Annotated in this window: 23 protein-coding genes; 9 read left to right on the top strand and 14 right to left on the bottom strand. The window is 68.4% G+C overall.

The window, feature by feature from the left end; all coding sequences use genetic code 11:
* The first annotated feature begins 4 nt into the window (after positions 1 to 4).
* The gene (locus AZG88_RS29660) at positions 5 to 955 is read left to right on the top strand and encodes an oxidoreductase (protein ID WP_061699928.1); all 951 of its coding nucleotides are present in this window, start codon (positions 5 to 7) and stop codon (positions 953 to 955) included.
* Positions 956 to 1,004: 49 nt separating this feature from the next.
* A complete protein-coding gene (locus AZG88_RS29665; RefSeq protein ID WP_061699929.1) occupies positions 1,005 to 2,162 on the top strand; it encodes an alpha/beta fold hydrolase in 1,158 nt (385 codons plus the stop codon).
* On the opposite strand, the gene AZG88_RS29670 is transcribed toward AZG88_RS29665, so the two are convergent.
* Complete coding sequence (locus AZG88_RS29670; RefSeq protein WP_156517658.1) at positions 2,131 to 3,030, bottom strand: phosphatase PAP2 family protein; 900 nt, start codon at positions 3,028 to 3,030, stop codon at positions 2,131 to 2,133. The two genes, AZG88_RS29665 and AZG88_RS29670, sit on opposite strands and share 32 nt — an antisense overlap.
* A gap of 52 nt (positions 3,031 to 3,082) precedes the next feature.
* Positions 3,083 to 3,868 (bottom strand): crotonase/enoyl-CoA hydratase family protein, encoded by a 786-nt coding sequence (locus AZG88_RS29675; protein WP_061699931.1) that lies wholly within the window; start codon positions 3,866 to 3,868, stop codon positions 3,083 to 3,085.
* A 79-nt stretch (positions 3,869 to 3,947) separates the two neighbouring features.
* On the opposite strand from AZG88_RS29675, the gene AZG88_RS29680 reads away from it, so the two are divergent.
* The 3 genes from AZG88_RS29680 to AZG88_RS29690 are packed head-to-tail and all read left to right on the top strand — an operon-like array spanning position 3,948 to position 7,221.
* Positions 3,948 to 4,559: a TetR/AcrR family transcriptional regulator gene (locus AZG88_RS29680; protein WP_061699932.1), complete on the top strand. Its 612-nt coding sequence runs from the start codon at positions 3,948 to 3,950 to the stop codon at positions 4,557 to 4,559.
* Complete coding sequence (locus AZG88_RS29685; protein ID WP_061699933.1) at positions 4,556 to 6,193, top strand: acyl-CoA dehydrogenase family protein; 1,638 nt, start codon at positions 4,556 to 4,558, stop codon at positions 6,191 to 6,193. The genes AZG88_RS29680 and AZG88_RS29685 overlap by 4 nt, the downstream gene beginning before the upstream one ends.
* A complete protein-coding gene (locus AZG88_RS29690) occupies positions 6,190 to 7,221 on the top strand; it encodes a crotonase/enoyl-CoA hydratase family protein (protein WP_061699934.1) in 1,032 nt (343 codons plus the stop codon). Before AZG88_RS29685 ends, AZG88_RS29690 begins: the two co-directional genes overlap by 4 nt.
* On the opposite strand, the gene AZG88_RS29695 is transcribed toward AZG88_RS29690, so the two are convergent.
* The 4 genes from AZG88_RS29695 to AZG88_RS29710 are packed head-to-tail and all read right to left on the bottom strand — an operon-like array spanning position 7,188 to position 9,969.
* Positions 7,188 to 7,877, bottom strand: coding sequence for a cation diffusion facilitator family transporter (locus tag AZG88_RS29695; protein WP_061699935.1), 690 nt, complete (start codon positions 7,875 to 7,877; stop codon positions 7,188 to 7,190). The genes AZG88_RS29690 and AZG88_RS29695 overlap by 34 nt on opposite strands.
* On the bottom strand, positions 7,877 to 8,206 hold the full coding sequence (locus AZG88_RS29700) for an ArsR/SmtB family transcription factor (RefSeq protein ID WP_061699936.1): 330 nt from the start codon (positions 8,204 to 8,206) through the stop codon (positions 7,877 to 7,879). Before AZG88_RS29700 ends, AZG88_RS29695 begins: the two co-directional genes overlap by 1 nt.
* 57 nt (positions 8,207 to 8,263) lie before the next feature.
* Positions 8,264 to 9,523: an RNA polymerase sigma factor gene (locus tag AZG88_RS29705; RefSeq protein ID WP_061699937.1), complete on the bottom strand. Its 1,260-nt coding sequence runs from the start codon at positions 9,521 to 9,523 to the stop codon at positions 8,264 to 8,266.
* Positions 9,524 to 9,528: 5 nt separating this feature from the next.
* Positions 9,529 to 9,969 (bottom strand): YciI family protein, encoded by a 441-nt coding sequence (locus AZG88_RS29710; RefSeq protein ID WP_061699938.1) that lies wholly within the window; start codon positions 9,967 to 9,969, stop codon positions 9,529 to 9,531.
* A 220-nt stretch (positions 9,970 to 10,189) separates the two neighbouring features.
* Here AZG88_RS29710 and AZG88_RS29715 point away from each other — a divergent pair, with 220 nt between their 5' ends.
* Complete coding sequence (locus tag AZG88_RS29715; RefSeq protein ID WP_061699939.1) at positions 10,190 to 12,013, top strand: flavin-containing monooxygenase; 1,824 nt, start codon at positions 10,190 to 10,192, stop codon at positions 12,011 to 12,013.
* Between the two features lie 57 nt (positions 12,014 to 12,070).
* On the opposite strand, the gene AZG88_RS29720 is transcribed toward AZG88_RS29715, so the two are convergent.
* The gene (locus tag AZG88_RS29720) at positions 12,071 to 13,471 is read right to left on the bottom strand and encodes a wax ester/triacylglycerol synthase family O-acyltransferase (RefSeq protein WP_061700054.1); all 1,401 of its coding nucleotides are present in this window, start codon (positions 13,469 to 13,471) and stop codon (positions 12,071 to 12,073) included.
* Positions 13,472 to 13,932: 461 nt separating this feature from the next.
* Here AZG88_RS29720 and AZG88_RS29725 point away from each other — a divergent pair, with 461 nt between their 5' ends.
* Positions 13,933 to 14,829 carry a glycosyltransferase gene (locus AZG88_RS29725; protein WP_025431698.1) on the top strand — a complete coding sequence of 299 codons (897 nt, stop codon included), beginning with the start codon at positions 13,933 to 13,935 and terminating at the stop codon, positions 14,827 to 14,829.
* Positions 14,830 to 14,892: 63 nt separating this feature from the next.
* Here AZG88_RS29725 and AZG88_RS29730 read toward each other — a convergent pair whose 3' ends face one another.
* Entirely contained in the window at positions 14,893 to 15,327 is a 435-nt protein-coding gene (locus AZG88_RS29730) for an SRPBCC family protein (RefSeq protein ID WP_061699940.1), read from the bottom strand.
* Positions 15,328 to 15,336: 9 nt separating this feature from the next.
* Positions 15,337 to 15,636, bottom strand: coding sequence for a DUF4193 domain-containing protein (locus AZG88_RS29735; RefSeq protein ID WP_005248611.1), 300 nt, complete (start codon positions 15,634 to 15,636; stop codon positions 15,337 to 15,339).
* Positions 15,637 to 16,088: 452 nt separating this feature from the next.
* Between AZG88_RS29735 and AZG88_RS29740 the strand changes: the two genes are divergently transcribed.
* Complete coding sequence (locus AZG88_RS29740; RefSeq protein WP_082833518.1) at positions 16,089 to 17,105, top strand: iron-siderophore ABC transporter substrate-binding protein; 1,017 nt, start codon at positions 16,089 to 16,091, stop codon at positions 17,103 to 17,105.
* A gap of 8 nt (positions 17,106 to 17,113) precedes the next feature.
* Here AZG88_RS29740 and AZG88_RS29745 read toward each other — a convergent pair whose 3' ends face one another.
* Together AZG88_RS29745 and AZG88_RS29750 are read right to left on the bottom strand one after the other, a co-directional pair.
* Positions 17,114 to 19,498, bottom strand: a complete 2,385-nt coding sequence (locus tag AZG88_RS29745; RefSeq protein WP_061040838.1) for a glutamate--cysteine ligase — start codon at positions 19,496 to 19,498, stop codon at positions 17,114 to 17,116.
* Positions 19,499 to 19,507: 9 nt separating this feature from the next.
* On the bottom strand, positions 19,508 to 19,699 hold the full coding sequence (locus AZG88_RS29750; protein ID WP_005248614.1) for a hypothetical protein: 192 nt from the start codon (positions 19,697 to 19,699) through the stop codon (positions 19,508 to 19,510).
* 114 nt (positions 19,700 to 19,813) lie between these two features.
* On the opposite strand from AZG88_RS29750, the gene AZG88_RS29755 reads away from it, so the two are divergent.
* Positions 19,814 to 20,824, top strand: a complete 1,011-nt coding sequence (locus AZG88_RS29755) for an LLM class flavin-dependent oxidoreductase (RefSeq protein WP_061699941.1) — start codon at positions 19,814 to 19,816, stop codon at positions 20,822 to 20,824.
* An 18-nt stretch (positions 20,825 to 20,842) separates the two neighbouring features.
* On the opposite strand, the gene AZG88_RS29760 is transcribed toward AZG88_RS29755, so the two are convergent.
* From AZG88_RS29760 to AZG88_RS29770, 3 genes are all read right to left on the bottom strand, one after another.
* Positions 20,843 to 22,813, bottom strand: a complete 1,971-nt coding sequence (locus tag AZG88_RS29760; protein ID WP_061699942.1) for a gamma-glutamyltransferase family protein — start codon at positions 22,811 to 22,813, stop codon at positions 20,843 to 20,845.
* 37 nt (positions 22,814 to 22,850) lie between these two features.
* A complete protein-coding gene (locus AZG88_RS29765) occupies positions 22,851 to 24,416 on the bottom strand; it encodes an FUSC family protein (RefSeq protein ID WP_231914258.1) in 1,566 nt (521 codons plus the stop codon).
* Positions 24,417 to 24,541: 125 nt separating this feature from the next.
* Positions 24,542 to 24,979 carry a DoxX family membrane protein gene (locus AZG88_RS29770; RefSeq protein WP_061699943.1) on the bottom strand — a complete coding sequence of 146 codons (438 nt, stop codon included), beginning with the start codon at positions 24,977 to 24,979 and terminating at the stop codon, positions 24,542 to 24,544.
* Positions 24,980 to 25,045 lie beyond the last annotated feature (66 nt).

Raw genomic sequence — 25,045 nt, forward strand, 5'->3', positions numbered from 1 at the left:
CTTCATGACACCACTCGACAACAGGCACTTCGGGTTCGACGACATCCCCGACCAGTGGGGTAGGACCGTCCTCGTCACCGGCGCGAACAACGGCCTCGGACTGCACGCCGCGACCGTGCTCGCCGGGGCGGGCGCGACGGTCCTGCTCGCGTGCCGCAATCTGCAGACCGGCGACGCCGCGCTCACATGGGTACGCAAGGCGGGCAGGGATGCCGAGCACCATCTGATTCCGCTGGACCTCACCGACCTGGCGTCGGTCCGGGACGCTGCACAGCACGCCTGCGAGGTCGCACCACAGATCGACGTGCTGATCAACAACGCGGGGCTGATGGCCGTTCCCTTCGGCCGCACGACCGACGGTTTCGAACTGCAGATCGGCACAAATCATTTCGGGCACTTCGCGCTCACCGGACAACTCCTCCCGGCGCTCCTTGCCGCCCCGGCCCCGCGCGTGGTCACCCTCGCGAGCATCGCGCACCGCCGCGGCCGGATCGTGCTCGACGACCTGAACTTCGACCGCCGCAAATACACCCGGATGGGCGCGTACAACCAGTCGAAGCTCGCCAATCTGCTGTTCAGCGGCGAATTGTCCAGGCGCAGTGCCGCCGCCGGATTTCCGCTCCTCTCGTTGGCGACGCACCCCGGCATCGCCGCCACCAACCTCTTCGACTCGATGGTCCCGCCGATCCCCGGCGCTCTCACCGTGACCCACCTCGGATTGCGAGTGGTCGGCAACGACGAGAAGGACGGCGCGCTCGGACAGCTGTACGCGGCGACCATGCCCGACGTCCGCACCGACGACTATCTGGGCCCGAACGAACTGTTCGGGGTCCGGGGACCGGTGGCGCGCTCGCCGCGCACCGGCGGGGCGCGGAACACGAAACTCGCGGCGGCCCTGTGGGAGAAGTCCGTCGAGCTGACCGGGGTGGAGTACACCCAGCTCGTTCGCGCGTAGCAGGGCCCCTCTGCCTCCGCGCGTACCATCGGAGTGGATGTCGGAGAGAATGACACGCCATCCGTCCACCGTGGCCGACTGGAGCGACGATCGCCGCAAGGCGCGTCTGCACGCGACACGGCTCGGTCACCAGTGGCAGAAATTCGGTCGCACCCGGCGCTTCCTCGCCGCGGTCGCGCTCGGGACCGTTCCCCTGCTCCTGGCCGGCGGCCAGTACTGGGTTCACGACGTGCAACCCGAACGTGAGCGACTCGCACTGACCCAGCCACAGATCCACGAGGTGTACGACGCGCAGTCGCCCGCCGACCACGACACCGCGGTCGTCGACCTGGTCGGGCTGGGCAACAAGGATGCCACCGACACGGCCCGCACCCTGTCCTCGTACGACCGCATCGGGCGGGTATGGGCAGTCCAGTACGACAACGGCGGTATCGACACCAAGGTGATCAGCGAACTGATCGCCACCCGCGCGGCCGACGAGGGCATCGACAACATCGTCCTGTCCGGGCACAGCATGGGCGGCGTCGTCGCGTTGGAGGTCGCGCAGCACATCTACGAGGACACGGACGCCAACCTCATCGGGGTGGTGCTCGACTGCACCCCGGTGGACCTGCACGCCGTCCGGGCCGGGAGCCGGGACAGCGGCGAGGACATGCTGCGGTGGATCGGCTGGCTCCCCGGCGCGCGGGAGAGCCGGACGATGCGCCTGCTGGTGGAGACCGCGGCCCGGCAGAGCAGGTTCCTCGACACGAAGTCGGACTGGTACCCGCACGTCGACGTCGACGAATTCCGCGACGTCCTCGACGAGGTCCTCACCGAGAAGGTCCTGTCGGAGGACGTGGCGAGCAACGGGCTGATCGAATCGCAGTTCAAGACCATCGTCGCGTCCGGTGCGATCGACAACCTGAAGTCGCTGGCGGTGGAGACGGACGACAAGCCGCGGCCCGGGATCGTCTTCGTCCGTCCCCGCGCGGGGTGGAAGGACCCGGTGGTCGACGTCGACTACACGCAGAAGATCCTCGTCGAACAGTCCGGCGGGACCGACGGCGCGCTGCTGGTGGCGAAGCTCGACGGGACCGGCCACGCGAATCCGAACCAGCAACCGGTGGCGTACAACGAGGCGATCGTAGGCCGCATCGTGCCCTTCCTCCAGCCCATGTTCGACGAGGTGGCGGTCACCAGCGACGCCGCGGGCGGCCGGCGGTGACGGCCCGGCCGGGCCACTCCGATGTGCGGGACTCCCACGCCCGTGCCAGCAGGATCGCCAGGCCCAGGTACGCCCATCCCGCCAGCACGTCCACCACGTAGTGCTCACCGCCGTAGACCAATACGAACGCCATGGCGAGCGGGTAGGCGAGCAGCAGCGTTCGCGACCACAGGTTCCTCGCGAACGGCCAGAGCGCGACGGCCACGAGCAGGGCGAACGCCGCGTGCAGGGACGGCAGCGCGGCGACGGGGTTGCTCTGCGCCTCCAGCCACCGCGTACCGACATCCGTGGGGACCACACCGAATCCGAAACCGGCGACGCGGCCCACGCTGCCGGAGATCACGTCCCCCTCGGCGGCCAGCCACGGCGGAACGGACGGAAGGAGGATGTAGGTGACGAGGCCGAGATACGACAGCAGCAGCACCCGCCGCATGTACCCCGACCACAGGTCGCGCGAGTATACGTAGAAGACGGCCGCGACCACCCACGGAACGATGAAGTGGCTGGTATAGACGATTCCCGTGAGCAGAGTCCACCACGGCAGCTCACCCGTCGGGGGTAGGAGGGTTTCCTGCAACCACACCGTGGGGATCGCGCCGCCGAAGAGCCAGCTCTCCACGGTCACCAGTTCCTCAGCCCGCACCGGCATCCCGAGTTCGTGGGCGACGCCCCGGCTGAGGTCGTACACGACGAGAGCGGCGATGAGCGGCAACCAGTCCCGCACCACGCGCAGGTGGTCCTGCCACGGCCGATCGATCGTGAAGGCAACGAGGCCGGCGACGATCCACGTCGCCTGGTAGATGCGGTCGGTGGGGAGCCCCAGCGTGTAGATCGTGACGGCCAGCGCGAGCAGGTACGCACACCACACCACCCACCGGAGGTGCTGCCGCCGCCCGTGAGTACTTATCAACCGCCCGCCGTTAATAAGTACTCACGGGTGCAGCATCCCCATGCCTGCCTGCCCCGGCGGCGAATCGGGCGGCACCCTCGACCGTTCCGTTCGCCAGCGACGTTGCGCCGTGCCGGAATTCGTTGAGCATCGCCTGTTCCTCGGTGAGCCCATCCTGCTCGAGCAGCGACAACCGGTCCTGCCGCAGGCACACCTGGGGCAGGGCGGCGATCTCGGCGGCCAGCTGCCAGGCCGCGGCGAGTGCCTCCCCCGCCGCGACCTTCCGGTTGATCAGGCCGATGCTCAGGGCTTCGTCGGCGTCGACGGGCCGCCCGGTGAGGACGAGGTCCATCGCGCGACTCTCCCCGATGAGCCTCGGCAGGCGGACGGTTCCGCCGTCGATGAGCGGCACGCCCCAGCGGCGGCAGAACACTCCGAGGACGGCGTCGGCACCGGCGACCCGCAGGTCGGCCCACAGCGCCAGTTCGAGCCCACCGGCCACCGCGTGCCCGTCGATCGCGGCGATCACCGGTTTGGACAACCGCATCCGGGAGATGCCCATCGGTGCGTCACCGTCGGGCGCCACCCGGTTCCCTGTCCCGGAACTGATCGCCTTGAGATCCGCTCCCGCACAGAATGTTCCGCCCTCACCGTGGAGCACCGCGACGGACGCGTCCTCGTCCGCGTCGAATGCGCGGAAGGCGTCGGCGAGCGCGTCGGCGGTGGGCCGGTCGACGGCGTTGCGGACTTCGGGCCGGTTCAGGCTGATCGTCGTGACCGGGCCGTCCTTGCGGACGAGTACCACGTCGGAAGTCATCGAGTGCGCCTTTCCTCGCTGGTGCAGCCGACGCTAGCACTCTTGACGGAAGAACGGAACGGGTGTTCACTCCTTGAATATGGCCTACCGGCGCACCCCCGCCGTCCAGGAACGCCTGGACGCACTCCGCACCACCCTCATCGATTCCGCGATCGGGCTGATCGCCCGCCACGGATACGCCGGGTGCTCGATCTCCGCGGTCGCGACCGAGGCGGGCGTCGGCACCGGCACCGTCTACCGGCACTTCTCGAACAAGGGCGAACTGTTCGCGGAAGTCTTCCGCATCGTCTGCAGTCGCGAAGTGAGCGCCGCCGTCGAATCCGGCAACGCCGCCCGGGGCGCCGAGGGTCGCTGCGTCGCCGCGGTATCCGCCTCCGTCGGCACGTTCGCCGAACGCGCGCTACGCGCACCCACCCTGGCGTACGCGCTGCTCGTCGAGCCCGTCGACCCGCAGGTCGACACCGAACGCCTCCTGTTCCGCGAGTCGTTCCGCGACGCACTCGCGGTCGCGATCGCCGCCGCCGTCGAGGCCGGGGAGATCCCGGAACAGGACGCGTCGGTGACCGCCGCCTGCATCGTCGGCGCCATCGGCGAAGCGCTGATCCTGCCCCTGGCCCGCGGTGCCGCCGACGGCACGATCATCCCCGCCCTGCTCACCTTCACCCTCCGATCCCTCGGGAGTCCGACATGAGTGCCACACACGAGGTCTTCAACCAGGTGCCGCCGCTGGTCAATTTCGACGCGGCCGATTACGCACCGATCCTCGAAGCGCTGCAACGCGAGGGCGCCCACGACGCGCTCGAGGAACTGCACGACGTCGGCCGCCTCGCCGGCAGCGAGGAGGCGCAGCGCTGGGGCGATCTCGCCGAGGCGCACCCTCCCGTCCTGCGCACCCACGACCGCTACGGCAACCGCATCGACGAGGTGGAGTACGACCCCGCGTACCACCAGTTGATGACCACCGCCGTCGAGATGGGCCTGCACGGCGCACCATGGGCCGACCCCGACCCGCGCGCCCACCTGGTCCGGGCCGCGAAGATGGCGGTGTGGGGCCAGGTCGACGCCGGTCACGGCTGCCCGATCTCCATGACGTACGCCGTCGTCCCCGCCCTGCGCCACAACCGTGAGCTGGCGGAACAGTACGAACCGTTGCTCACCGCCCGGGTCTACGATCCGGCGCTGCACCCTCCGCTGACCAAGGCCGGCCTGATCGCCGGAATGTCGATGACGGAGAAGCAGGGCGGCTCCGACGTCCGCGCGGGCACCACCCGCGCGGTGCCGCAGTCCGACGGCAGCTACGTCCTGACCGGGCACAAATGGTTCACGTCGGCGCCGATGTCCGACGTGTTCCTCGTGCTGGCCCAGGCCCCCGGCGGACTGTCGTGTTTCTTCCTGCCCCGGGTGTTGCCGGACGGCACCCGCAACCGGATGCACCTGCAGCGACTCAAGGACAAACTCGGCAACCATTCCAACGCCAGCAGCGAGGTCGAGTACGACGAGGCCGTGGCGTGGCTGGTCGGCGAGGAAGGCCGCGGCGTTCGGACGATCATCGAGATGGTCAACATGACCCGCCTCGACTGCACCATCGGCACGGCCACCGGCATGCGTGTCGGCACCGCGCAGGCCGCGCACCACGCCGTGCACCGCAGCGCATTCGGCGCCCACCTGGTGGATCAGCCGCTGATGCGGAACGTGCTCGCCGACCTCGCCGTCGAGTCGGAGGCGGCCACGACCGTCGCCCTGTGGCTGGCCGCGCTCACCGACCGCGCGACCGCGGGCGACGAGCACGCGAACACCCTGCGGCGCATCTCGCTGGCGGTCAGCAAGTACTTCGTCTGCAAACGCGGTCCGATCCACGCCGCCGAGGCCCTGGAATGCCTGGGCGGCAACGGGTACGTGGAGGAATCACGGATGCCGCGGCTGTACCGGGAGGCTCCCCTGCTGTCGGTGTGGGAAGGTTCCGGCAACGTCGCCGCCCTGGACACCCTGCGCGCGATGGCGAAACAGCCGAAGACGCTTCAGGTCTTCTTCGACGAACTCGATTCCGCTGCCGGAGCCGACGCGCGACTCGACGCCGCCGTCGCGGATCTGAAGGCGAGTTTCGGCGACGTCAGCTCACTCGAGCACCGGGCGCGGCGGGTCGTCGGCGACATGGCGCTCGCCCTGCAGGGTTCGCTACTGATCCGCCACGGGCACCCGGCGGTGGCCGACGCGTTCTGCGTCAGCCGGTTGTCCGGCGACTGGGGCACCGTGTTCGGGACGCTGCCGACCGGCGTCGACACCGCCGCCATCATCGACCGCGCCACTCCCCAGGTGGGGTCGTGACCGGACACGACGACCACGCCGGCACCCGTCCGGCGGCCTGGCGCGACGGCTGGGACGAGGGCGACGACTCCCTGTTCGCGGGTCGTGAACCGGATCGGGCGGACCACCCGGCGGAGTATCGGACCCTCACCTACGAGGTGACCGGACGCATCGCCCGGATCACGTTCAACCGTCCCGACCACGGCAACGCGATCACCGCCGACACTCCCGTGGAGCTCGCCGCCACCGTGGAACGCGCCGACCTCGATCCCCGCGTCCACGTGATCCTGCTGTCGGGGCGCGGCAAGGGATTCTGCGGCGGATACGACCTGGGCATCTTCGCCGAGCACGGCGGCCACACCGACGAAGGGCCGGACCGCACGACGGGCACCGTGCTCGATCCGATCGTTCAGGCGCGCAACCACAATCCGTTCGGAAACTGGGATCCGATGGCCGACTACGCGATGATGAGCCGGTTCAACCGCGGCTTCGCGAGCCTGCTCCACGCCAACAAACCGACTGTCGCGAAGATCCACGGATTCTGTGTGGCCGGCGGCACCGACATCGCGCTGTACTGCGACCAGATCGTCGCCGCGGACGACACGAAGATCGGCTATCCCCCGACCCGGGTGTGGGGTGTGCCTGCCGCGGGCATGTGGGCGCACCGCCTCGGCGACCAGCGGGCGAAGCGACTCCTCCTCACCGGCGACTGCATCACGGGACGGCAGGCGGCCGAGTGGGGTCTCGCGGTGGAGTCGGCGCCCGCGGAGGAACTCGACCGGCGCACCGAGGACCTCGTCGAGCGGATCGCGAAGATGCCCGTCAATCAGCTGATGATGGTCAAGCTCGCACTGAACAGCGCGCTGCTGGCGCAGGGCGTCGCGAATTCGACGATGGTGGGCACCGTCCTCGACGGCATGTCTCGGCACACCCGCGAGGGGTATGCGTTCCAATTACGCTCGGCCACCGTCGGATTCCGTGAGGCCGTCCGCGAACGCGACCAACCGTTCGGTGATCACAAGTCGCAGCAGTCGCAGCCGGGATCCTGATCCGCCGCGCGAGTACCGACCGGCGCGGGGCAGCAGGTGTCGCCCTTCCACGCGTCGACGCCTTCCTTCACCGCGATGACCGCGATCACCAGGGCGGCGATCGGATCGGCCCACGACCAGCCGAGGGTGCTGTTGAGCAGCAACCCGACCAGCAGCACCGCGGACAGGTACGTGCACAACAGGGTCTGCTTGGAATCGGCGACCGCCGACAGGGAGCCGAGTTCACGACCGGCCCGCCGCTGCGCCCACGACAGGACCGGCATCACGGCCAGACTCGCTGCGGCCAGCGCGATTCCGACCGTCGAGTGCTGCGCCTCACCGACCCCCAGCAGTGACCGCACCGCGTCGACGCTCACGTACGCGGCGAGCCCGAAGAACGAGAACGCGATGATTCGGAGCGCGACCTTCTCCCGCGACTCGGGATCGCGTCCCGCGAACTGCCACGCGACCGCGGCCGCCGACGACACCTCGATCACCGAATCCAGGCCGAACCCGATCAACGCCGTCGACGACACCCGCGCACCCTCGGTGAGTGCCACGATCGCTTCGATCACGTTGTAGGTGATCGTCGCGACCACGAAGAACCTGATCCGGCGGGACAGGACCTGCCTGCGTTCGCCGGTCGGCCTGGTGGGCATGCCGAGTTCGGACGCCATCAGCAGCAGCCTTCTGTCTCCGCGTCCGGGCAGCAGGACGGATCAACCGCGAGCACCAGGCCGAGCAGGTCGTCGAGGGCACGTGCGATGCGCGGGTCGGCGAGTTCGTATAGACTCCGCCTGCCCTCCGGCACCGCGACGACCAGACCGCAGCCACGCAGGCACGACAGATGATTCGACAGGATCTGCCGGGACACCCCGATCTTCTCGGCCAACTCCGACGGATACCCGGGCCCGGACCGCAGGCTCAGCAGAATCTGCGTGCGGGTGGTGTCCGACAGCGCGTACCCGAAACGCGCGAGGGCGTCCCGGTGGACCAGTGTCTCCATGAGCCTGACTGTACATCGATTTCTGTATTCAGGAAATCGTGAATCAATTGTCGAGACTCACGGTTCGGCATGCTCCGACGCGGCGGCGGCGCGGGCCATGAGGAGGTTCCGTTCACGGCGGGTAGGCGCGGTCGCCGCGGCGTCCTCGAGCGTCCGGGCCGCCTCGTCGTAGCGACCGAGGCGTTCGAGGACTTCGCCCCGCACGGCGCCGTAGAGGTGGTGGCGCGCCAGCCGAGGGTCGTCCCGCACGGCGTCGAGCGCAGCGAGCGCCGCCTCGGGCCCATCCGAATGCAGCAACGCCACCGCACGATTGAGTTCCACCACCGGCGACGGCGCCACCTGCGCCAGCGCGTCGTACAGGGCGACGATCGCCTCCCAGTCGGTGTCCTCGAAACGTGGTGCCCGGGCATGACACCCGGCGATCGCGGCCTGCAGCGAGTAGGGGCCGAGCGGGCGGCCGAGCCCGACAGCCCGCTCCAGCGCGGCACTGCCGTGCGCCAGAAGGGTCCGGTCCCACCGCGACCGGTCCTGATCCTGCAGCAGGACCGGCTCACCGTCGGGACCCACCCGGGCGGCGAACCGTGACGCCTGCAACTCGGTGAGCGCCACCAGTCCGTGCACCTCCGGTTCCCGGGGCAGCAGGCCGGCGAGGACACGGGCGAGCCGCATCGCCTCCGACGCGAGGTCACGCCGAATCCAGTCCTCACCCGACGTGGCGGAGTACCCCTCGTTGAACACCAGATAGACCACCTCGAGCACCGCCGACAACCGTGCCGGAAGTTCCTCGCGTGCGGGCACTTCGAATGGGACCTTCGCCTCCGACAGCGTCCGCTTGGCCCTGCTGATCCGCTGCCCCATCGTCGCCGAGGGGACGAGGAACGCCCGCGCGATCTCGTCGGTGCGCAGACCCCCGATCAGGCGAAGGGTCAGTGCCACACGAGATTCCCGGGGAAGCACCGGATGACACGCCACGAAAACCAGAGCCAGCAGGTCGTCCTCCACGCCGTCGACGGCGTCCGGCGCGGGCATGGCGCTCGGCGGTTGCGCGGACGGGTCGACGGCGATCTCCGTGTACTTCGACTGCCGCGACCGTTCACGGCGAATGCGATCGATCGCCTTGTGCTCGGCCGTGGCCGTCAGCCACGCACCCGGTTTGTCGGGGACGCCCTGCTCCGGCCACTGTTCGAGCGCGAGCACGAACGCATCCTGAGCGATCTCCTCGGCGATCCCGACGTCACGGACGAGGCGGGTGAGCGACGCGATGAGGCGCGGAGACTCCATGCGCCACACCGCCTCGACCGTGCGCTGGACGTCCACCGGACTCAGCCGTTCGGGTGCTGCTCGCGGATCCGCGCCGCGAGTGCCTCTTCCTTCTCCCGCAGCTCCGGAGTGAACTCGTCCCCGAAGTCCTCCGACTCGAAGATCGGCCGCACCTCGATCAGCTGGCGCAGTCCGGTGCCGGGGTCGGCGGGGCACTTCTTGACCCACTCGATCGCCTCTTCGAGAGATCGCACCTCCCAGATCCAGTAGCCCGCGACGATCTCCTTCGACTCGGTGAACGGGCCGTCGACCACCGACGTCGTGCCGCCCTCGAACACCACCCGTGCGCCTGCGCTGGTCGGCTTCAGACCCTGGCCGTCGAGCATGATGCCCGCGTTCACCAATTCCTCGTTGTACGCGCCCATCGCGGCCAGCATTTCCTCGGTCGGGGCGATCTTGTCTTCGTCGGCACCTGCACCCTCGATCATCACCATGACCCGCATGATTTCCTCCTCGATTGTGGTCGGTCCAGGCCTTCTTGCCGTGGACTCACACAGTACGTCGAACGGGCCACCACGGATTTCGACATTCGCCCCGTGAGTACTTATCAACCGCCCGCGGTTGATAAGTACTCACGGGCGGGACTGCAACACGATGCAACGCTTGCCGCCCGCCCCACTCCGGAGTGTGCTGTACATCACATACCAAGCGAAGGAGAGGTACATGACACAGACGGTCCAGCCGACTGCGGTGCAGACGTCCCTGACACCTCAGGAACGAGTCGACCTGTGGTTGGCGAGCTTCGAATCCGCTCTCGCCGCGCGCGACGGCGACCGCGCCGCGGGCATGTTCGCAGTCGACAGCTTCTGGCGCGACCTGGTGGCGTTCACCTGGAACCTCAAGACGGTCGAGGGACGCGACGCCGTCGCCGCGATGCTGCACGCACGCCTGGACGACACCGACCCCGTCAACTTCCGCACCACCGAGACACCGGACGAGGCCGACGGCGTCACCTCCGCGTGGATCGAATTCGAGACCGCGACGGGCCGGGGCAAGGGGCACCTGCGCCTGAAAGGCGACGAGGCGTGGACCTTCCTCACCACCATGCAGGAGTTGAAGGGCCACGAGGAACGCCGGGGACGGAACCGCGTCAAGGGTGCTGTTCACGGCTCCGGCGGCGACACCCTGAGCTGGGCGGAGAAGCGGGAGATCGAGGAGCGGGAACTCGGTTACACCCGCCAGCCGTACGTTCTGGTGATCGGCGGCGGCCAGGGCGGCATCGCGCTCGGCGCGCGGCTGCGCCAACTCGGGGTCCCGGCCATCGTCGTGGACAAGAACGAACGCCCCGGCGACCAGTGGCGCAACCGCTACAAGTCGCTGTGCCTGCACGACCCGGTCTGGTACGACCACCTGCCCTACATGCCGTTCCCGGACAACTGGCCGGTCTTCGCGCCGAAGGACAAGATCGGCGACTGGCTCGAGATGTACACCAAGGTGATGGAGATTCCGTACTGGTCGTCCACCACCTGCACGTCCGCGACGTTCGACGAGGAGACCAAGGAGTGGACCGTCGTCCTCGACCGCGACGGCGAGGACGTGGTGCTCCACCCGAAGCAGCTGGTGCTCGCCACCGGCATGTCGGGCAAGCCGAACGTTCCGTCGTTCCCGGGCCAGGACGTCTTCCGGGGCGAGCAGCACCATTCGAGTCAGCACCCCGGTCCGGACGCCTACGTGGGGAAGCGCGTCGTCGTCGTGGGTGCCAACAACTCGGCTCACGACATCTGCAAGGCGCTCTTCGAGAACGGCGCCGACGTGACGATGCTGCAGCGGTCGTCCACGCACATCGTGAAGTCGGACTCCCTGATGGACCTCGGCCTCGGCGACCTCTATTCGGAGCGCGCTGTCGCGGCGGGAATGACGACGGAGAAGGCCGACCTCACGTTCGCGTCACTGCCGTACAAGATCATGCACGAATTCCAGATCCCGATCTATCAGAAGATCGCCGAACGGGACAGGGACTTCTACGACCGACTGGAAAAGGCCGGATTCAAGCTCGACTTCGGTGACGACGGGTCCGGTCTGTTCATGAAGTACCTGCGCCGTGGGTCCGGCTACTACATCGACGTCGGCGCGTCCGACCTCGTCGCCGACGGCAGCATCCACCTCGTGTCCGGACAGGTCGACCATCTCACCGAGGACGCCGTGGTTCTCACCGACGCGACGGAACTGCCTGCCGACCTCGTCGTCTACGCCACCGGCTACGGGTCCATGAACGGCTGGGCCGCCGACCTCATGGGTCAGGAAGTGGCCGACAAGGTCGGAAAGTGCTGGGGCCTCGGCTCCGACACCACCAAGGACCCCGGACCGTGGGAGGGCGAGCAGCGCAACATGTGGAAACCGACCCAGCAGGAAGCGCTGTGGTTCCACGGTGGCAACCTGCACCAGTCGCGGCACTACTCGCTGTACCTCGCTCTGCAGCTCAAGGCCCGGCACGAGGAGATCCCGACACCGGTCTACGGGCTGCAGGAGGTGCATCACCTCAGCTGATTCGCCCCGACAGCGGCGCCCCGCATCACTGGTGCAGGGCGCCCAGGCGCGCACCGGTCACGCGGTCGAGGTCGATGCCCCCACTGCCGCCGCCAGGGAGTCGAACTGTGCGTGGATCAGCGCCACGTAGCGCTCGGGGTCGTTCATCATGTTCGGAGTCGTCAGCACCGAGATGGTCAGTGTGTTGCCGAGCGAATGGATCGCATGCGTGAGACCCTGCCGGGCCGTCAGCGCCGCGGCACCGTACGTCGACACGGCCTGCGCGTCCCGCAGCCACAGATCTACGCCACCGCGTGCGACGTTGGTCGTCACGACGTTGAAGTATGGAACCGACGAGGAAGAGGACGGCAACCGTGATGCGATCCAGTTGATCGCCCGCACGACGAAACCTGGAGTCACGTCGACCAGCGTCTCTGAACGCAATACCTCGGCGCGCTGTTTGCGGTCCCGCTCCGCCGCTGCGGAGGTGTGGATCGCGCGGAGCCGCTCGAGAGGGTCGGCGATGTCGGTGTGGAGATCGACCTGCAGGACCGTGAGCTGGTTCGCCGACTCCAAGTGTCCGAGCGACCGGATCGACATCGGGACTTTCGCTCCCAGCGACTCTTCGGGTTCTTCGCCGACTTCCCGCAGGTAGTCGCGGAGCGCGCCGGCCACCAGGGTCAAGGCCACGTCATTGATCGTCACGTCCCCGGCGGCGGCCCGGATCGCCCGGACGTCGTCCAGCAGGAACGACGCGGCGTCGAACGTCCGCGCCGGGCCCACGCTCCCGTTGAACCGTGTAGCCGGCCGCATCCGCGGCGGGACCCGCACCTCTCCGCTGTCGACCGCGGCCTTGACTTCCTTGCCCGCGGCCGAGACGTCCCGGAGGCCTTGCACGAACGCACGCAACTGCCGGGAAACGGTCGGGAGCGCCTGCATGACCGATCTCGGACCGACGGGCGTCTGCGGCCCCGTCGCCGGCTGTCGGTCCACCTGAGCGGAGAAGAGTCGCCGGGTCATCTCCAGGGTGACCGCGCCATCACCCACCGAGTGGTGGAATTTCAGCAGCACCGCCGCCGCATCCGCGACACCGTCGATGTCCGTCAACCTCGTGACGACCCGCATCTCCCAGGGCGGGCGCTGCAGATCCAACCCGCCGCCGACGAACTCCGAGGCGATGCGGCGGAACTCGCCCCACCCTCCGCCGCGCGCATCGACGACCTCGAGGTGGTTGTCGATGTCGAACTCGTGGTCCGCCACCCAGCTCGGGTGGTCGAGGTCGAGGGGTACACGCCGCAGCCGGCGCGTGAACACGTCCACCGCCTGCACGCGCTCGGCAACGAACGCCCTGACCTCGTCCGGCGTCATCACACCTCGCGGGTCCGTCGACGTGTCGAAGACGTACATCGCGATGCTGAGCGACGGGGTGTCCGCCTGCTCCAGGTACACCCATGCGGCGTCGCGTGGTTCCAGCTTCACTTCTTCGGACTCCTTCTGCGTGGACGACGATCGATCGACTCGGGGCTGCGCTCCCGTCGAGCGGTAGCACGTGAGCCACCGACAGTGCGAGCCCACCGTGAAGACGTTCGCCACTCCGCCGATTGAAAAGTGATTGAAGGATCGATCAGTATCGGCGGTAGCCTACCGATTGCCCCGGTTCGCGAGCCGACGGGGCCACACGGGCGGACAACCATGCGAACAACACGGAAAATCTTCGTAAAATACTCGTGGGTAATATTATTCAGTTTGCGAGCGCTAGCCCGCACACGGCACAGTCGCGATCAGACCATCTCCGCGAGTTGGTTGCCACCTCCGCCTCGCGCACCGACGGTCGAATCTGCCAGGTCCTTGCCTCCGCACTGTAACAAACCGACAAGTATGTGAAGATTCTCAGGGAAATCACAGATTCCCTACTCCCTTCCACCAAAGGATCGTGCGCGATGACGCAGCCCCCGACGCCAGGGCAGCAGCCAACCCCCCAGCCGACTGCGCCGACGCTGACCGTGGTCATACCGGCCTACAACGAAGAGACGACCATCGGTCGAGCGCTCGACGCACTCCTCGCGGAGGGCGACCAGATCGACGAGATCATCGTCGTCGACAACAACTGCACCGACGACACCGTCGCCGTGGCCCAGGCACACGAAGCCGCGGGCAGACTTCGCATCATCACCGAGGAACAGCCCGGCCTGATCCCCGCCCGCAACGCAGGCATCGCGGCAGCGAAGACACCGATCGTCGCGCGCATCGACGCCGACACCATCGTGCAGCCGGGTTGGGCTCAGTCGATCCGCGAATTCTTCGCGACCGCCGACCCGGAGTTCGGGGCCGCACTCGGCCCGTTCGAGCAGTACGACATGCCACTCCAGGGTGTCCAGCGATTCATGGTGCGCGTGGCATCAGACACGAAGAAGGACGCCGGCGTTCAGGAAGCTCGCGGCGTATACGGAGCGAACATGGCGGTGCGCAAGACCGCATGGGAAACAATCCTTCCCGCACTGCACGAGGGCCGAGGCATCTGGGAAGACTCCGACATCTCGCTCTCACTCCATGATGCGGGAATCAAGATCGCAATGCTGCCCGGCATGAAGGTGCAAGTGTCCGGCCGGCGGATGCTGTCGTCTCGCAAGTCGTACTTCGAGTACACGGCATCGCTCCCCCGCACGCTGCGCGCCCACGGGCTGACGAAGCAGGCGCGCGTCTCGTGGATCGGCGTATGGCTGGTCCGGACGATGTATTTCATCTTCTGGATACCCACCCGGAGTTTCGACCCGGTCACCCGCAAACACGATGTGCGGCGGATCTTTTCGGATCACGAGGATCGGATCATTCCCTGATCGGTACCGAATGAAACACCCTCACTCGTCGAGAGTGAGGGCGCTGTGGAAGCTCGATACCGCTTACCTCGCTTCGAGGACCCCGGTCATCTGCTTGACGGTCTTGGCCGCGAGCACCTCGAATGCGAGGCGGGCGACGGGGTCGGCGAACCGCGCGAGGCCGGTGAAGCGGAAATGCGCGCGGTAGGTGATCGACGTGGAGACGTCGCCCACCTTCTCGAACGCCAGATCGTCCGACGTGGCTGCGGTTTTGTTGCGACCTTCGAAGACCACGTGATCGGGGTCGTCGCGGGTCATGCGGTAGGCGAGTTCGGTGGTGCGCCCGAAGAACGACGACACGTTGTGCCATTCCGTGCCCACCGCCACCGGACCGGGGGTGGTCTGCTCGCACTTGTCGGTCCCGGGATCCCAGGCCGTGGTGTTCGCGAAGTCGCGCAGGTACGCGACGACTTTCTCGAGCGGTGCGGCGACGGTGAACGTTCTACTGACCTCGGCCACTCGGGCCTCCTATGCGCAGTCGCGGCAAATCAGCTGCCCGCCCTCTTCGGACGCGAGACGCGACCGATGATGGACCAGGAAGCAACTGCTGCACGTGAATTCGTCGGCCCTTTTCGGAACGACGCGGACCGTCAGTTCCTCACCGGACAGGTCGGCGCCGGGCAGTTCGAAGGACTCCGCCGTGTCGGTCTCCTCGACGTCGACGACGGACGACTGCGAGTCGTTCCTCCGTGTCTTCAATTCTTCGAGCGAGTCCGCGGCGAGTTCGTCGTCGACGGTAACCCGTGGTGCGTCGTAGTCGGTTGCCATGACTTCCTCCCTTTGGCTCATGTTCCCCGTGTCGTGAAATTCCACACTTGCGGGGCACGGTTGCTAGACAACGCACCGATCCCGCGTTTTGTTCCCGGGCGGCCACAGCTCGTCCCGTGATTGCGGGATGCCCGTTCCGGGTACCACTCAATCAGCCGATCGGAAGGTGGTCAGTTGATGACGAGTGCCCACGACGAGCTCGGCAATCCCGTGCCGGACCCGGAGCCGGTGCCGCCGGATCCAGGCCCTCCTCCGGTGCCGCCGACGCCGACGCCGCCTCACCCGTTTCCGCCCGAGCCGGGCCCGGAACCTGCCCCTCCCGAGCCCGGACCACAGCCGGAACCGCCGGGACCTTCGCCGACGCCCCCGATTCCCGAGCCGACTCCCCCGTTTCCGCCGCAGATGCACGGCCGGGACCACTCCCTGTAGGTTAGCCTCACCTACAGGGAGGTATGTGGATGCGAACGCTCGACCGCCGCAAGTTCCTGACCGTGAGTGCCGGGGTCGGCCTGGCCGTCGTCGCCGCAGCATGTTCCTCGGGAACCGCCGCGGACACCGAGGGCGGCACCCGGACGGTGACGCACAAGAAGGGAACGACCGAAGTCCCGGACAACCCTCAGCGGATCGTCACCGTCGGCTACTCCGACCAGGACACGCTCCTCGCGTTCGGACGTCAGCCGGTCGGAGTCACCGACTGGTACGGCGACTATCCCGACGCCACGTGGCCCTGGGCCCAGGACGCGCTCGGGGGGACGCACCCCGAGGTCTTCAACCGCGGACAGTTCACCGGTGAGGCCAATTTCGCGTACGAGGCGATCGCCGAACTCGCTCCCGACCTGATCCTCGCGCTGTACATCGACGTCGACGACGACGCGTATCAGCGGCTCTCGGCGATCGCGCCCACCGTGACGACGTCGCCGGACTACCCCGATTTCGGCATGCCGTGGCAGGACGCCGTCCGGATCGTCGGCATCACCCTCGGCGAGGACGAGAAGGCGAACCAACTCGTCGCCGACGTCGACGACCTGGTGGCGCAGCAACGCGCCGCCCACCCCGAATTCGAGGGCAAGACGGTCGCGGTCGCCGAACTGGGCGACGCCGGCTCGTTCTACGTCCGCTCCCCGAACGACCCGCGTTCACGCCTGATGACGTCGCTCGGGTTCGTCGTCCCGGAGCAGATCGCACAACTCGCAGGCGATCAGGACGCGTTCACCATCAGCAAGGAGCAGTTCGACATCGTCGACGTCGACGTCCTCGTCTGGAACGTGGGCAGCAGTCCCGGCGCCGAAGCGCAGATCACTGCCGACCCCGTCTATCAGTCGCTACCGGTGGCGAAGGCCGGGCGGGCCGTGTTCGTCGACGACCCCACCGTCTCCGGCGCTCTCACCTGGGGCACCGTCCTCAGCCTCCCGTACGCCGTCGAGGCACTTGTGCCGAAACTGGCGGATGCCGCCGCCAAACCGGCCTGACGCCGCGGTCACCCGGACTGGTCTTCGAGCCGGGTGAGCGCGACCAGCGTCCGGACCCCGTGGATCATGGCGCGTTCGTCGAGGTCGAACCCCGGCTGGTGAAGCTCCTGCCGGGTGCCGATCCCGTCCCACACGCCGAGTCTGGCCATCGCGCCCGGAACCTTCTCGAGGTACCACGCGAAATCCTCGCCGCCGCTGGACTGATGTGCCTCGGCCAGGTGGTCGAAGCCGACGACCGATTCGATCGCCTCCCGGAGGTCGGCGGTGCAGTCGGGATCGTTGACGACGGGCGGGACGCCCTGCAGGTAGGAGAGTTCGTACCGCACGTTGTACGGCGCGAGCAGGTGACAGATCGTGTCCGTGACCAGCGGTTCGAGCGAGGCCCACGTCTCACGGGACGCGCTGCGCAGGGTGCCGACCAGTTCACCCGACTCGGGAACGGAGTTCGCGACCTGCCCGGCGGCCACCTTCCCCCACGTGAGGACGGTCGCGGTGCGGGCGTCGATTCGGCGGTCGAGTACGGACGACAGACCGGTCACCAGGACGGCCGCGGCATGGATCAGATCGCCGGTCAGATGGGGTCGCGCGGTATGTCCCCCCGCCGACCACAACCGCACGGTGACGGAGTCGTTGGACGATGTGATCGGCCCGGTCCGGGTGGCCAGTTTTCCGACCTCGAGATTCGGGTCGCAGTGCAGTGCAAAGATTTTCGACACACCGTCGACCGCGCCCGCGGCGATCGTGTCGACCGAGCCGCCCGGGGTGGTCTCCTCCCCGGGCTGGAAAATGAGCCGGACCCGGGACGGCGGCGGGTATTTCGTGAGGACGGATGCCGCCCCCATCAACATGGTGGTGTGGGCGTCGTGACCGCACGCGTGTGACACCCCGGGCACCCTCGACTCGAACGGCAGACCGGTCGTCTCGGCGATCGGCAGCGCGTCGAGGTCGGCGCGCAGCGCAATGCACTCGCCCGTGTCCGGACCGAGGTCGCACCACAGGCCGGTTCCGCCCGGCATCAGGACGGGTGCGAGCCCGAGACCGACGAGGTGGGCGCGCACGACGCCGGTTGTCCTGCGTTCCTCGAACGACAGTTCCGGGTGCGCGTGCAGATCCCGGCGCCACTCGATCAGCTTTTTCTCGTCGAGCTCCGTCGACTCCGTCCACGTCATGTCGGCGGTGTCGCCGCGGTCCCAGAACCTCGCGCTCCAGTATCGCCGGGTCCGGCCGGCGCCGGTCGACCTCGGGCCGAGTTCGACCGGCGCGGGTGGCGCCTCCACTTCGGGAAGGTGCTCGGAGCGGCCCGCCGTCTCCGCGAGCAGCAGATCGACCACGTCGGTGAGCCGGCCGCGGCGACCGAGCGCCTGACGTTGCCGTGCGGCGGAGCTGCCGTGGGCGGTGGCCTCGGCGGACAGCTCCACCACGGTGTCCCAGTCGCCGGTCTCCTCGAGCTGCGGGCGCAGCGAATTCACGAAGTCGCCGACGAGTTCCGCGGCAGGACGTGCCTGCGGAACCGTCACGTCGACGAGTTCCTCCTCCAACCCCGACCGGGCCGCCCGCCACAGTGCCGCCCTGGTCAGGGTCGGGACGACCTCGACGCCCTTCGTCCCGGCGCGCAGACCCTCCACCTCGCGTTCCACGAGCGCACGGAACAGGGCGGCGACGAGCACGACCGTGTCCAGTCGCGGGCAGCTGTCGCACACCCGCAACTCCAGGGTCGGAAGTTTCACCGACGGCCGGACGTCGAAGTACGCCATACCGGGGTCACTGATCACCCCACTGGAGACCAGGTCGTCGATCAGGGTGCCGTATTCGGCGGCCGAGGAGACGGGGGCGGCCGGACCGGTACTCGGCCACCGCAGCCACAGAAGCGTCCGCGCGCTGGCATAGCCGGTGTCCGCACCGTCGGACCGGAACGGGGAACTCGCGCTGAGCGCCAGGAGGACGGGCATGTGCGGAGCGACGCGGTGCGCGACCTGCACGGCCTCGTCGCGGTCGGGCAGGTCGACGTGAACCTGTGTGCCACAGATCAGCTGCTCGCGGGCGAGCACCTGGTAGTCCGCGAGCATGCGCCGGTAGCGCTGCGTCCCCGTCACGTGCATCTCGGCGGGCAGCGACAGCGGCATCGAGCCCGCGGCCGCCACGCCGATGCCGAGTCCCTCGGCCGCGTCGATCAGCACTCTCCGGTGCCGCTCCAGGTCGTTCCGCAGGCCGTCGAGGTCGGCGTACACACCACTGTTGACCTCGACGACGCACTGCTGGAGTTCGTCGACGAACACGCCGTCGGGAAGTCGTGCCAGCAACTCCGGCGCGCGGGTGGTCAGGCGCCGGGTCTTGCGATCGATGAGGTGGAATTCCTCCTCGACGCCCACTTTCCGTGGGTCGCTGGCGAGCACGATGTGCCTCTATTTCTCTGTGGCACCCTCGGTGTCGTCGAAGAACGCCCAGGTGCCGTCCTCGTCGACTTCCATCCGCCATCCGAGCTCGGAATTGTCTGCGCGAACGTCGACGAACCATGCGTGCGCGTCGTCGGCGCTCGGGATCTCCTTCGTTTCGACCACACTGCCCCGGGGATCGATCACTCGGTATCTCGCCATGGTCGTCGGGTTCCCCGCCCACCCCGGTCTGAATCATCGGACGGAATATCCCGTCCGTCCGCGCAGTTACACCACCTAATTGATGATTCAACTATCACGAGCGAGGGGTATCGCATGGAACTCGGGTTGACGACGTTCGCGGAGGTCGGTTCCGGCGGGGCCGGGGGGGTGTCGCCGCGGCAGCGTCTGAAGGATCTGCTCGAAGAGGTCGTCCTGGCCGAGCAGGTCGGCCTCGACGTGTACGGCGTCGGTGAGCACCACAGGGCGGACTTCGCCGCGTCGGCGCCCGCAGTCGTGCTGTCGGCCGCCGCCGCCCGGACGTCCCGCATCGCATTGACCAGCGCGGTCACCGTCCTGAGCTCCGACGACCCGGTGCGCGTATTCGAGGAATTCGCGACCCTCGACCTGATCTCCGACGGGCGCGCCGAGGTGATGGCCGGTCGCGGCTCGTTCACCGAGTCGTTCCCGCTGTTCGGTTACGACCTGGCCGATTACGACGAGCTGTTCGTCGAGAAACTCGGCCTGCTGCTCGCCCTCCGCGACTCCGAGACAGTGAACTGGTCGGGACGGCACCGACCGGCGCTGACGGACCAGTCCGTCTACCCGCGGCCCGAACGTCCCCTTCCCATCTGGGTCGGGGTCGGCGGCAATCCCGAGTCGGTGGCCCGCGCCGGACTTCTCGGCCTGCCGATGGCGCTCGCGATCATCGGCGGACAACCCGCCCGCTTCGCACCGCTGGCCGACCTGCACCGCCGTGCCGTGTCGGAGGGTGGGCACGAACCGCAGCCCATCGCCGTCCACGCGCACGGTTACGTCGCGGATACCGAGGACCGGGCGGTTGCGGAGTTCTATCCGTCGTACGCCGCGGCCATGACCGGCCTCGGACGCGAACGCGGGTGGGCGCCGATGAACCCGCAGGCATTCGACGGTCTGCGCGGACCCGGCGGTTCGCTCGTGCTCGGCAACCCCGAGCAGGTGGCGGAGAAGATCGCCGGCATGCGCGACACCCTGGGCATCGAGCGGTTCATGCTGCACCCCAGCGTCGGACCGCTGCCCCACGACAAGGTGATGCGCGCGATCGAACTGCTCGGCACCAAGGTGGCCCCGCTCGTCGAGCAGGCATAATTCCTGCGGTGGCGGTGCCTAACCCGTACCGTCACCCATCACCGCGCCCTCCCGGCGTGGGTCCGCGCCGCCGACCCACCCCGAGTCCTGGCGCTGCAGCGCGCTGAGCCCGCTGGACTGCGGCGCGACCGACACCTGGTGACCCATCGCCCGCAACTGCACGATCAGGGGGTCGTCGGCGCCGTCGTTGGCCGCATTGATGTTCGGATGCTCCCCGCCGACGCCGGTGACCGGGGTGTTGGCCGCCCCGAAGTCGACCGCCGACACCGCCTGCTGCGGGTTGAGACCCCAATCCAGCATGCTCACCAGCGTTTTCACGACGAACTGGATGATCACCGAACCGCCCGGCGACCCCGTCACGTACTGGACGTCCCCCAGCGAACCGTCGCTGCCGCGGTCGAAGACGAGCGTCGGGGCCATCGAACTGCGGGGCCGCTTACCCGGTTCGACACGGTTGGCGAGCGGCGTCCCGTCCGGCCCGACGGGCTGGGCAGAGAAGTCGGTGAGCTGATTGTTGAGCACGAAGCCGTCCGTCATGTGGAACGACCCGAACGCCGATTCCACCGTCGTCGTCATCGACGCGACGTTGCCGTACTTGTCGGCGATCGAGATCTGGCTGGTGCCGTGTTCCTTGTCCTGCGGCTGCACCCCCAGCGGAACGGGCCCGAAGTTGCCCGGTTGCGCGGTGCCCATGCTCTTGCCGGGGTCGATGAGGCCGGCCCGCTGCTTCAGGTAGTCCTCGTTCAGCAGCGTGTCGAGGGAATTGCCGGGCAGCGGAACGAAATCGGAGTCCGCGACGTACTTGTCCCGGTCGGCATACGCCAGTCGCTCCGCCTCGGAGATGAGATGCACGGCCTCCGCCGTCGGCTTTCCACCGTTGTCATCGAGGTTCGTCGGCCCGTACTGCGACAGGTCGAAGTTCGCCAGGATGCCCAGCGTCGCCGCGACCGCCGTGCCACCGGACGACGGGTTGGGCATGCCGCAGATCTCGTGATCCCGATACGGCGTGCACAGCGCCGTCCGCTTCTTCGCCTGGTAGTTCGCGAGGTCGTCGAGAGTCATCTGTCCGGGAGTGCGCCCACCCGACGCTGTCGCCGTCGCATCGACGATGCCCTGGGCGATGGCCCCGGTGTAGAAGGCGTCGGCGCCGCCCGCCGCGATCGCACCGAGCGTCTTGGCCATGGCCGGGTTGGTCAGTTTCGTGCCTGCCGGCTTGGGGCTGCCGTCCGGATTGAGGAAGTACGCCTTCGACGGCTCGTCGAGCGCCAGATCGGGAGCGGACTCGGCGATCTGCCCGGCCATCCGAGGGCTGACCTCGAGTCCCTGGTCCGCGAGCGAGATGGCCGGGTCGAACAGTTCCCGCCACTGGTCCCGGCCGTGCTCGCGGTGCGCCAGCTCGAGCATCCGCACCACCCCGGGAACCCCGATGGACCTGCCACTCGCCCGCGCGTCGGGCTTGGGCTCGGTGCGATCGGTGTCGCTGATCCAGCGCAGGTAGTTCTCCGTCGCGGCCATCGGCGCGACCTCACGCCCGTCGTATGCCTCGACGCTGTTCTGCCCGGCGTCGTAGTAGAGCAGGAACGCCCCGCCCCCGATTCCGGAGGACTGCGGTTCGACGAGACCCAGCACCGTCTGGGCCACGATCAGCGCGTCGGCGGCCGTTCCCCCGTCCCGCAACACCTCGCACGCGGCCTGCGTCGACACCGGGTTGGCGGTGGACACCGCATACGACGCGGTGTCCACGGGTGTCATCCCGGAGCGGTACCCGGTCGCGATCTCCGGGTTGGTCGCGAGATTCTGGGTGGTCGGCGCCGGACCGGGAGGCGGCGGCGCCGCGGTCATCGGGGTGCCGTTGGGGACGTCTGCACACGTGGCCGCTGGGTCGGCCTGCGGCTCCTCGTCCGACGCGCACGCGGCCAGCATGCCGACGCACAGGGCGGCGGCCAACGAGGCTCGAATTGCTGTTCCGATTCCCGTCACAGGACCCATCACCGAACCCTAACAGCGGAGATCCGGCGAAATCCGGTTAAAGACGAGGTCCGAAGTGCCGGGTGAGGATTCGGTAGCCGAGCTCGTGGAGGTGGTGGTGCTCGGGCCACCGGTCGCGGGTCCATGCCGGGTCGGTGTGGGCGGCGGTGATCGCGGCGGTGGTGGACGCGTGCAGATCGAACTCGAGATCCCGGCCGAGTTCCGCGACGGCATCCGGCTCCCGCGCATCGCCGAGCCGGCCGATCGTCCCGGCCACCTGCTCGTCCGCGTCGCGCAGGATCCGCCGATACGAACCCGGAAGCACGGTCCACAGCACCAGCAGCGCCACCGCCACACCGAGGACGGTCTCGAGAAGCCGGTCCCGGGTGACCGCAACGAGGTCGACGTGGGTTCCGAGGCCGCCGAGAACCAACGCGAGCGGGGTGATGAACACCATCGCCAGGCCGTAGTTGCGGACGAGGAAGGCTTCCGTCCCCGCCATCAGGAGCGCCACGACGAGTACCAGCGCGGCCGCCGACAGGTCGAGCGTCGCGAGCGCGGCGAGCAGAACGAGTCCGAGCACCGTTCCGAAGAACCGGTGCAGCCCGCGGTACGTTCCCAGCACCCGGTCCGGGCCCTGGTGCAGGATCATCGCCGCGGTGATCACGGCCCAGTCGGGACGGGCGACACCGAGACCCAGCGCCACGAGACCGGCGGCGGGGCACGCGACCAGCAGTCGCGCGACGATCGTCCAGGACCGGCCCCGGAGGTGAGCCGCCCGCGCGAGCCGATAGCGGATCGACGGCCTGGGCAGCGGGACCTGCGGCCGCAAGTCGTCTTCGTCGGAGGCGTGGTCCGCGTCGAGACCGTGCACCGTGGCCGCGCACCGCAGGTGTGCCGCACGCACCGTGCGGGTCAGTGGATGATCACGCCCGACGAGGGCGGCGTCGTGGAGACACTGCCACGCGGCGTGCAGCGACCGCACCGCGTCCCGACGGGAATTCGGCGCGGGAGTGTCGGAGAGTGCGGCGTCGACTGCGGCCACCGCGGTCGCGACCGCGGCACGCTCGGGGGTGCGTGGACGCGCGAGCAGCCCCGACATCGACACGAGCAACGCCGACACCGCGCCGGCCGCCGCCCAGGACGTCACCTCCGCCACGGAGACACCGAGGGCGGGCAGCGCGGACGAGATCTCCACCGTCAGCAGCGGGAGGAAGGCACCGGGCGCTCCGAGCCGCAGCCCGTCGACAACGAAGGCACAGACGGCGACGACGACGGTCATCGTGAGGACGAGCGCCATCCCCCACAGCGGGGAACCGCCCGCCGAGGTCGCGTCGTGCACGAGTGCACCGACCGCCGCGCCCACACCGGCGAGGAGCACCATCACGGCGGCGGCGATCGAGACCACCCGCCACCGCACCCGATACGCCCTGCCCTCGCCGTAGACGACGGCGAAGGCTCCCAATGTCGCCGTCGCGGCGACCGCAGAGTGTCCGAGCGCGACGCCCGCCAGCGCGGGCAGGCACACGGCCACCGCGGCGCGGACCACGCCCGGCCAGCGCCGACCCTGCTTCGGTACCCCCAGCAGCAACGAGCGTGCCGGGGCCGGCGCAGGGATCGGCACACCGTGATCCCGAGACCCGGTTCCCTGGTCCTGCGCTCCTACCGACACGACCACACAGACTACGAGCGGTCGAGTCACTCGAAACAGTCGATGAGGTGCATCTCACGTGCGGTGCGCAGTATCGATCAGGTGTGGGGGTAGTGGAGCGGGCGCCCGTACTCCGCGGCGAGCAGGCCGAGAGCGACGGCACCGGCGAGCAGCCCGAAATCGCGCAGTGCGACGTCGTAGTACCCGGACAGCGTGACCAGGTTGACGATGATTCCGGCCAGCCAGGCCGCGACGACCCAGGCGCCGATCCGCGGCGCCACGGCGACGAGGATTCCTGCGATCACTTCGATCACGCCGACGGCGTACATACCCTGCTGCGCGGTTCCCGGCAGGATGCCGTCGATCCACGGCGCGAGGTAGGCCGGCCAGTCGGTGAGCCAGTTCGTGAACTTGTCCAGCCCGAACGCGATCGGCGCCACGGTGAAGACCGTGCGCAGCACGAGAAAGGCCTGATAGCCGGGGTCGGCCAGGGTGTGCGAACCGTGGCTGACCTCGTGGGGTGTGTTGGTAGCCATGACGACTCCTTCTAAAAACTATGTACATTGACTATAGAATTTCGCGCGCAATTAAGTCAACGGTTC

The sequence above is a fragment of the Rhodococcus sp. LB1 genome (assembly GCF_001583455.1).
Taxonomy (GTDB): domain Bacteria; phylum Actinomycetota; class Actinomycetes; order Mycobacteriales; family Mycobacteriaceae; genus Rhodococcus_F; species Rhodococcus_F opacus.

Coding starts and splice junctions, on each gene's coding strand:
- AZG88_RS29750 (WP_005248614.1), bottom strand. CDS start 19,699: ATGGCGAGATACCGAGTGATCGATCCCCGGGGCAGTGTGGTCGAAACG.
- AZG88_RS29700 (WP_061699936.1), bottom strand. CDS start 8,206: ATGGAGACACTGGTCCACCGGGACGCCCTCGCGCGTTTCGGGTACGCG.
- AZG88_RS29695 (WP_061699935.1), bottom strand. CDS start 7,877: ATGGCGTCCGAACTCGGCATGCCCACCAGGCCGACCGGCGAACGCAGG.
- AZG88_RS29725 (WP_025431698.1), top strand. CDS start 13,933: ATGACGCAGCCCCCGACGCCAGGGCAGCAGCCAACCCCCCAGCCGACT.
- AZG88_RS29680 (WP_061699932.1), top strand. CDS start 3,948: ATGGCCTACCGGCGCACCCCCGCCGTCCAGGAACGCCTGGACGCACTC.
- AZG88_RS29735 (WP_005248611.1), bottom strand. CDS start 15,636: ATGGCAACCGACTACGACGCACCACGGGTTACCGTCGACGACGAACTC.
- AZG88_RS29740 (WP_082833518.1), top strand. CDS start 16,089: ATGTGGATGCGAACGCTCGACCGCCGCAAGTTCCTGACCGTGAGTGCC.
- AZG88_RS29755 (WP_061699941.1), top strand. CDS start 19,814: ATGGAACTCGGGTTGACGACGTTCGCGGAGGTCGGTTCCGGCGGGGCC.
- AZG88_RS29685 (WP_061699933.1), top strand. CDS start 4,556: ATGAGTGCCACACACGAGGTCTTCAACCAGGTGCCGCCGCTGGTCAAT.
- AZG88_RS29715 (WP_061699939.1), top strand. CDS start 10,190: ATGACACAGACGGTCCAGCCGACTGCGGTGCAGACGTCCCTGACACCT.
- AZG88_RS29660 (WP_061699928.1), top strand. CDS start 5: ATGACACCACTCGACAACAGGCACTTCGGGTTCGACGACATCCCCGAC.
- AZG88_RS29760 (WP_061699942.1), bottom strand. CDS start 22,813: ATGGGTCCTGTGACGGGAATCGGAACAGCAATTCGAGCCTCGTTGGCC.
- AZG88_RS29770 (WP_061699943.1), bottom strand. CDS start 24,979: ATGGCTACCAACACACCCCACGAGGTCAGCCACGGTTCGCACACCCTG.
- AZG88_RS29665 (WP_061699929.1), top strand. CDS start 1,005: ATGACACGCCATCCGTCCACCGTGGCCGACTGGAGCGACGATCGCCGC.
- AZG88_RS29710 (WP_061699938.1), bottom strand. CDS start 9,969: ATGCGGGTCATGGTGATGATCGAGGGTGCAGGTGCCGACGAAGACAAG.
- AZG88_RS29675 (WP_061699931.1), bottom strand. CDS start 3,868: ATGACTTCCGACGTGGTACTCGTCCGCAAGGACGGCCCGGTCACGACG.